At 74.8% G+C, this 7,301-nt stretch carries 7 protein-coding genes; all 7 read left to right on the forward strand.

Translation table 11 applies throughout. The annotated features are described in order from the left end of the window. A partial coding sequence (locus tag ACFRMQ_RS35435) for a carbohydrate ABC transporter permease (RefSeq protein WP_380734917.1) occupies positions 1–903 on the forward strand: 903 nt, incomplete at its 5' end. After that, the gene (locus tag ACFRMQ_RS35440) at positions 900–1,805 is read left to right on the forward strand and encodes a carbohydrate ABC transporter permease (protein WP_380734918.1); all 906 of its coding nucleotides are present in this window, start codon (positions 900–902) and stop codon (positions 1,803–1,805) included. The genes ACFRMQ_RS35435 and ACFRMQ_RS35440, both read left to right, overlap by 4 nt. A gap of 110 nt (positions 1,806–1,915) precedes the next feature. Next, positions 1,916–2,896 carry a hydroxyacid dehydrogenase gene (locus tag ACFRMQ_RS35445; protein WP_380734923.1) on the forward strand — a complete coding sequence of 327 codons (981 nt, stop codon included), beginning with the start codon at positions 1,916–1,918 and terminating at the stop codon, positions 2,894–2,896. Positions 2,897–2,985: 89 nt separating this feature from the next. After that, a complete protein-coding gene (locus ACFRMQ_RS35450; protein ID WP_380734919.1) occupies positions 2,986–4,137 on the forward strand; it encodes a Gfo/Idh/MocA family protein in 1,152 nt (383 codons plus the stop codon). A gap of 99 nt (positions 4,138–4,236) precedes the next feature. Next, positions 4,237–5,385, forward strand: a complete 1,149-nt coding sequence (locus ACFRMQ_RS35455; protein WP_380734920.1) for a dihydrodipicolinate synthase family protein — start codon at positions 4,237–4,239, stop codon at positions 5,383–5,385. After that, positions 5,382–6,236 carry a sugar phosphate isomerase/epimerase family protein gene (locus ACFRMQ_RS35460; protein ID WP_380734921.1) on the forward strand — a complete coding sequence of 285 codons (855 nt, stop codon included), beginning with the start codon at positions 5,382–5,384 and terminating at the stop codon, positions 6,234–6,236. The genes ACFRMQ_RS35455 and ACFRMQ_RS35460 overlap by 4 nt, the downstream gene beginning before the upstream one ends. Further along, positions 6,233–7,301: glycerate kinase (locus ACFRMQ_RS35465; protein ID WP_380734922.1), on the forward strand; the 1,069-nt coding region annotated here is incomplete at its 3' end. The genes ACFRMQ_RS35460 and ACFRMQ_RS35465, both read left to right, overlap by 4 nt.

Genomic DNA, 7,301 nt, shown 5'->3' on the forward strand with positions numbered 1-7,301 from the left:
GCCGGCCGGCGACGCGGGCGGTACGGGGCACCGGCCGTGCTGCTCGCCCCGTTCCTGCTGCTCTTCACCGCGTGCACGCTGATCCCGATCGGCTACGCGATCCGGCTCAGCCTGTTCACCGAACGCCGCTCCGGCCTCGGCTTCGGCGACGCCGAGACGGTGTTCACCGGGCTCGGCAACTACACCCGGGCACTGTCGGACGCGGCGTTCCGCGGCGGCTTCCTGACCGCCGCCCAGTACTGCCTGATCTACATCCCGCTGATGACCGGCCTGGCGCTCGTCCTGGCCCTGCTGCTGGACTCCACGCTGGCCCGCGCCCGGCGCTTCTTCCAGCTGGCGCTGTTCATCCCGCACGCCGTGCCCGGCATCATCGCCGCCCTGCTGTGGATGTACCTCTACACCCCCGGCATCAGCCCCGTGCTCGACGCGCTGGAATCCCTGGGCACCCAGCCCGACCCGCTCGGCCACCCGCTGCCCGCCGTGGTCAACATGGCGCTGTGGCAGTGGACCGGCTACAACCTCGTCATCTTCTACGCCGCGCTGCAGGCCATCGACCGCTCGGTGCTGGAGGCCGCCGTCGTCGACGGCGCCGGACCGCTGCGCACCGCCCTGAACATCAAGGTGCCGCTGATCCGGCCCTCGATCGCCATGGTCGGCCTGTTCACCATCATCGGCTCGCTCCAGCTGTTCACCGAGCCGATGATCCTCTACGGCACCTCACCGGGCGTCACCTCCTCCTGGACCCCGAACATGTACTCCTACACGGCCGCCTTCGAGCGCCACGACTACGGGCTCGCCGCTTCCGCCTCGGTGCTGCTGGCCCTCGCCGCGGCCGGGCTCTCCTTCGCCGTCACCCGGCTCACCCGGGGCCGCTCCGAACGCCGGCGGGAGGCCGACGCATGACCACCACCGCCACCCGCCCCAGCGGGGCCCCGCCCCGCCGCCCGGTCCGCTCCGACCGGCCGCGCCGCCCCTGGACCCTCTCCAAGGGCGCCGTCAACGGCACCCTGGTCCTGGCCACCGTCTACACCCTGTGGCCGCTCGGCTGGCTGCTCACCGCCTCCGCCAAGAACACCGCCGACCTGCTCGGCGGGAACGCCCTGAACGCCGACAACTTCCGGCTCGGCCAGAACCTGCACGACCTGGCCACCACCGGCGACGGCATCTACTTCCGCTGGTACCTGAACTCGCTGCTGTACGCCGGGATCGGCTCCGTGCTGTGCGCGCTGGTGTGCGTCGCGGCCGGCTACGCCTTCCACGTCTACCGCTTCCCCGGCAAGGAGAAGGTGTTCGGCCTCGTGCTGCTCGGCGTGCTGGTGCCCACCACCGCGCTCGCCCTGCCGATGTACCTGCTGGCCTCCGAGCTCGGCATCGTCAACACCTTCTGGGCGGTCTTCATCCCCTCGCTGGTCAACCCCTTCGGCGTCTACCTGGCCCGGGTGTTCTGCGCCGGCTACGTGCCGAACGAGGTCCTGGAGGCCGCCCGGATGGACGGCGCCGGGGAACTGCGGACCTTCTGGTCGATCGGGCTGCGGATGGTGATGCCCGGCTTCGTCACCGTGCTGCTGTTCCAGTTCACCGCCATCTGGAACAACTTCTTCCTGCCGCTGGTGATGCTCTCCGACAACCGGCTCTTCCCGGTCAGCCTCGGCCTGTTCAGCTGGAACGCCCAGACCAAGGCCTTCCCCGAGTACTACCCGCTGGTCATCACCGGCTCGCTGCTCGCCGTCGTGCCGCTCGTGCTCGCGTTCGTGCTGCTCCAGCGGCACTGGAAGGCCGGCCTGACCGCGGGGAGCGTCAAGTGACGCCGACCCCCGCCACCGCCGCGACCGGCACCGCCTCCGCCCCTACGCCCCACCGGGAGACCACCGTGTCCGACGGCCGGCCCGCCTGCCGCCCCCGCGCCGTCCTCGCCATGCACCGCGAGCTCGCCGGGCGCCTGATCGACCCGCACACCATGGCCCGCCTCACCGCCCTGGCCGACCTCGACCCGGCGCTCGTCCTGGACGACTTCACCACCCCCGAGGCCCGCGCGGCACTCGCCGACGCCGACGTGATCGTCTCCAGCTGGGGCTGCCCGCCGATCGACGAGGAGGTGCTGGCCGCCGCCCCGCGGCTGAGCGCCGTCATCCACGCCGCCGGCTCGGTCAAGCACCACGTCACCGAGGCTTGCTGGCGCCGCGGCGTGCAGGTCACCTCCGCGGCCTGGGCCAACGCCCTGCCCGTCGCCGAGTACACCGTCGCCGTCGTCCTGCTCGCCAACAAGCGGCTGCTGCCGATCCGCGAGGAGTACCGGCGCCGCCGCGCCCCGTACGACTGGCAGCTGGCGTACGCCGCGGCCGGCAACTACCGGCGCACCGTCGGCATCGTCGGCGCCTCCCGGATCGGCCGGCGGGTGCTCGAACTGCTGCGCCCGCACGACCTGGACCTGCTGCTGCACGACCCGTACGTCGACCCCGCCGAGGCCGCCCGGCTCGGCGCCCGCTCCGTGGAGATGGACGAACTCTGCGCGGCCTCCGACGTGGTGAGCGTGCACGCCCCCGAACTGCCGGCCACCCGGCACCTGATCGACGGCCGCCGGCTCGCCCTGATGCGCGACGGGACCACCCTGGTCAACACCTCGCGCGGCTCCCTGGTCGACCAGGAGTCGCTGGTGCGCGAGGTCGCCGCCGGGCGCCTCGGCGCCGTCATCGACGTCACCGAACCCGAGGTGCTGCCCGCCGACTCCCCGCTCTACGACCTGCCGAACGTCTTCCTCACCCCCCACGTGGCCGGCTCGCTCGGCGGCGAACTGCACCGGATGGCCGCCGCCGCCGCCGACGAACTCGCCCGCTACACCGCCGGGCAGCCCTTCGCCCACCCCGTCCTCGCCGAGGACGAACACCGCACCGCGTGATCGCGCGCCGCGCCCCTGTGCCGCGCGGCCCCGCGACACGCCCCTCGCACCACCCGCTCCCCGCACCAGCAACGAATCGGAGAACCCCCATGCCCCGCAGGGTGATCGGCATCGTCATGAACGGCGTCACCGGCCGGATGGGCTACCGCCAGCACCTGGTCCGCTCCATCCTGGCCATCCGCGAGCAGGGCGGCCTGCCGCTCGCCGACGGCGACACGCTGTGGCCCGAGCCGATCCTGGTCGGCCGCAGCGCCGACAAGCTCCAGGACCTCGCCGACCGCCACGGCCTCACCCACTGGACCACCTCGCTCGACGAGGCCCTCGCCCACCCGCTCGCCGAGATCTACTTCGACGCCCAGGTCACCCCCGCCCGGGAGACCGCGCTGCGCACGGCGATCGCCGCCGGCAAGCACGTCTACACCGAGAAGCCCACCGCCGAGTCGCTGGAGGCCGCGCTCGACCTCGCCCGCCTCGCCCGCGAAGCCGGGGTGTGCAACGGCGCCGTGCAGGACAAGCTCTTCCTCCCCGGCCTGCGCAAGCTCAAGCGGCTGGTCGACGGCGGGTTCTTCGGCCGGATCCTCTCCGTGCGCGGCGAGTTCGGCTACTGGGTCTTCGAGGGCGACTGGCAGCAGGCCCAGCGGCCGTCCTGGAACTACCGCGCCGAGGACGGCGGCGGCATGGTCCTCGACATGTTCCCGCACTGGCGCTACGTGCTGGACGGCATCATCGCTCCCGTCCGCTCGGTGTACGCGCACACCGCCACCCACATCCCCGAGCGGACCGACGAGCGCGGGCAGGTCTACCGCGCCACCGCCGACGACGCCGCGTACGGCGTCTTCGAGCTGGAGGGCGGCATCACCGCCCAGATCAACTCCTCCTGGGCGGTCCGGGTGGACCGCGACGAACTGGTGGAGTTCCAGGTCGACGGCACGGAGGGCAGCGCCGTCGCCGGGCTGCGCGAATGCCGCTTCCAGCACCGCGCGGCGACCCCCAAGCCGGTCTGGAACCCGGACCTGCCGGCGACCGAGCCGTTCCGCGCGCAGTGGCAGCGGATGCCGGACAACGAGGAGTTCGACAACGGCTTCAAGGCGCAGTGGGAGCTCTTCCTGCGCCACGTGACCACCGGCTCCCCGTACCACTGGGACCTGCTGGAGGGTGCCAAGGGCGTGCAGCTCGCCGAACTCGGCCTGCGCTCCGCCCGCGAGGGACGCCGGATGGACGTCCCCGAGCTGTCCCTGTGACGGCCCGCCGGCCGCATCCCGGCCGGCGACCGAGCACCCGGCCGCCGGGGATCCGAGCGCCCCGCAGCCGCCCGCCGACGAGACGAATGCGCTGACACCATGACCGAGATCGACCTGCCCGGCCACGGCCGGCTCCGGCTGCGCGAGCCCGCCGTCCTGCCCGCCCCGCCCGCCCCCGCCCGCTCGCGGACGGCCTTCGCCGCCGCCCACGTGGTCGCCGACCCGCTGGGCGACAACGCCCCCGGCGCACCCGCCGCCGTCGACTGGGACGCCACCCTCGCCTTCCGCCGGCACCTGTGGTCGCTGGGCCTCGGCGTGGCCGACGCCATGGACACCGCCCAGCGCGGCATGGGCCTCGACTGGCCGGCCACCCGCGAGCTGATCACCCGATCCGGGGCCGAGGCCCGCGCCTGCGGCGGCCTGCTGGCCTGCGGCGTCGGCACCGACCAGCTCGCCCCCGGCCCCCACCCGCTGGACGCCGTCCGGGCCGCCTACGAGGAGCAGCTGACCGTCGTCCAGGAGGCCGGCGCACAGCCGATCCTGATGGCCAGCCGCGCCCTGGCCGCCGCCGCGCGCGGCCCGCAGGACTACCTGGAGGTCTACGGCGGGCTGATCGCCGCCTCCGAGCGGCCGGTGCTGCTGCACTGGCTCGGCGAGATGTTCGACCCGGCGCTGGCCGGCTACTGGGGCTCCGCCGACCTCGACACGGCCGCCGCGGCCGTGCTGGAACTGATCGGCGCGCACGCCGACCGGATCGAGGGCATCAAGGTCTCCCTGCTGGACGCCGACCGGGAGATCGCCCTGCGCCGCGCGCTGCCGGCCGGCGTGCGGATGTACACGGGCGACGACTTCCACTACCCCGAGCTGATCCGCGGCGACGAACACGGCCACAGCCACGCCCTGCTGGGCGTCTTCGACCCGATCGCGGCCACCGCCGCCGCGGCGCTGCGGGCGCTCGACGAGGGCGACCTCGACCGCTACGAGGAACTGTTCGCGCCGACCCTGCCGCTGGCCCGGCACCTGTTCGCCGCGCCGACCTTCCACTACAAGACCGGTGTGGTCTTCCTCGCCTGGCTGGCGGGCCACCAGGACCACTTCACCATGGTGGGCGGCGCGCAGAGCGGGCGTTCGCTGCCCCACCTGGTGGAACTGTTCCGGCTCGCGGACGCCGCCGGGGTGCTCCCCGACCCGGATCTCGCGGCCGACCGGATGCGCCGGCTGCTCGCCGTCGCGGGGGTGGCGGCATGAGCGGCGCCGGCGCGGCGAACAGCCTCGCGAGGCTGTCACTCAACCAGATCACCACCCGGAGCTGGAGCCTTCCGGAGGCCGTGCGCGGCTGCGTGGACGCCGGCATCCCGGCCATCGGACTCTGGCGCGACAAGGTCGCCGAGACCGGCCTGGCCCGCTCCGCGAAGCTGTGCCGGGACGCCGGACTCGCCGTCAGCAGCCTCTGCCGGGGCGGCTTCCTCACCGCCGACGGCCCCGAGCGGCGCCGGGCCGCGATCGCCGACAACCTCCAGGCCATCGAGGAGGCCGCCGAACTCGGCACCGACACCCTGGTCCTGGTCGTCGGCGGCCTGCCGGCCGGCAGCCGCGACCTGGTCGGCGCCCGCGCCGCCGTCGCCGATCTGCTCGCCGAACTCGCCCCGCACGCGGGCGACTTCGGTGTGCGACTGGCGATCGAGCCACTGCACCCGATGTTCTGCGCCGACCGGGCGGTGGTCTCCACCCTGGGCCAGGCGCTCGACCTCGCCGCCCCGCACCCCGCCCGGCAGGTCGGCGTCGTCGTCGACAGCTACCACGTCTGGTGGGACCCGGCACTGCGCGAACAGATCGCCCGCGCCGGCCGAGAGGACCGGATCGCCTCCTACCAGGTGTGCGACTGGACCCTGCCGCTGCCCGCCGACGCCCTGCTCGGCCGGGGCCACGTCGGTGACGGCCACATCGACTTCCGCGCCCTCACCGGCCTGGTCACCGCCGCCGGGTACGAGGGCTGGATCGAGGTCGAGATCTTCAACCAGGAGATCTGGGACACCCCGGGCGAGCAGACGCTGCGCACCCTGATCGAGCGGCACCTGACGCACCTGGCCGCGCCGTGAGGGTCGTCGTCGCGCCCGACTCCTTCAAGGGCACCGTCACCGCCCGGGACGCCGCCCAGGCGCTGGCCGCCGGCTGGCACTCGGTGCGGCCGGACGACGAACTGCTGCTCCGCCCGATGGCCGACGGCGGGGAGGGCACCCTCGACGCGCTCGCGGCGGCCCTCCCCGGCGCCGTCCAGCACCCGGTCCCCGACTGCACCGGCCCCGACGGCGGGCCGGTCACCGGCCGCTACGCGCTGCTGCCGGACGGCACCGCACTGGTCGAACTCGCCGACACCGGCGGCCTGCCGCTGCTCGGCGGCGCCCTCGCCCCGCTCACCGCCGGCACCCGCGGCACGGGCGAGACCATCGCCGCCGCGCTGGACGCCGGCGCGCGGCGGGTGACCGTCGCGCTCGGCGGCTCCGCGTCCACCGACGGCGGCGCCGGGCTGCTGGCCGCCCTCGGCCTGCGGCTGCTGGACGACAACGGCGCCGACCTCCCGGACGGCGGCGGCTCCCTCACCCGGGCCGCCCGGCTCGACCGCACCGCCCTGCGCGCCGCCCCGCCCGGCGGTGTCCGGCTGCTGACCGACGTGACCAACCCGCTGCTCGGCCCCGCCGGGGCGGCGGCGGTCTACGGGCCGCAGAAGGGCGCCGACCCGGCCCGGATCGCCGTCCTGGAGGCGGGGCTGCGCCGCTTCGCCGACCTGCTCGGGGGCGACCCGGCCCTCCCCGGCTCCGGCGCGGCCGGCGGCACCGCCTACGGCCTGATGGCCGCCTGGGGCGCGCAGGTGGTCCCCGGCGCGGCGGCGGTGGCCGAGCTGACCGGCCTCGACGAAGCCCTCACCGGGGCCGGCCTGGTGATCACCGGCGAGGGCCGGTTCGACCGCACCAGCCTGCTCGGCAAGGCGGTCGGCGAGGTCCTCGCCCGCGCGGAGCGGGCCGGTGTCCCCGCCCGGGTCGTCGCGGGGGAGGCCGCCGACCCCGGCACGCTCACCCTCACCGGGCTGTCCGGCGACCCGGCCGACGCCCGCCACCGGGCGGCCCACTGGCTCACCGCCGCCGGCGCCCGACTGGCCCACGCGG

The organism is Kitasatospora sp. NPDC056783, assembly GCF_042789895.1.
Classification (GTDB): domain Bacteria; phylum Actinomycetota; class Actinomycetes; order Streptomycetales; family Streptomycetaceae; genus Kitasatospora.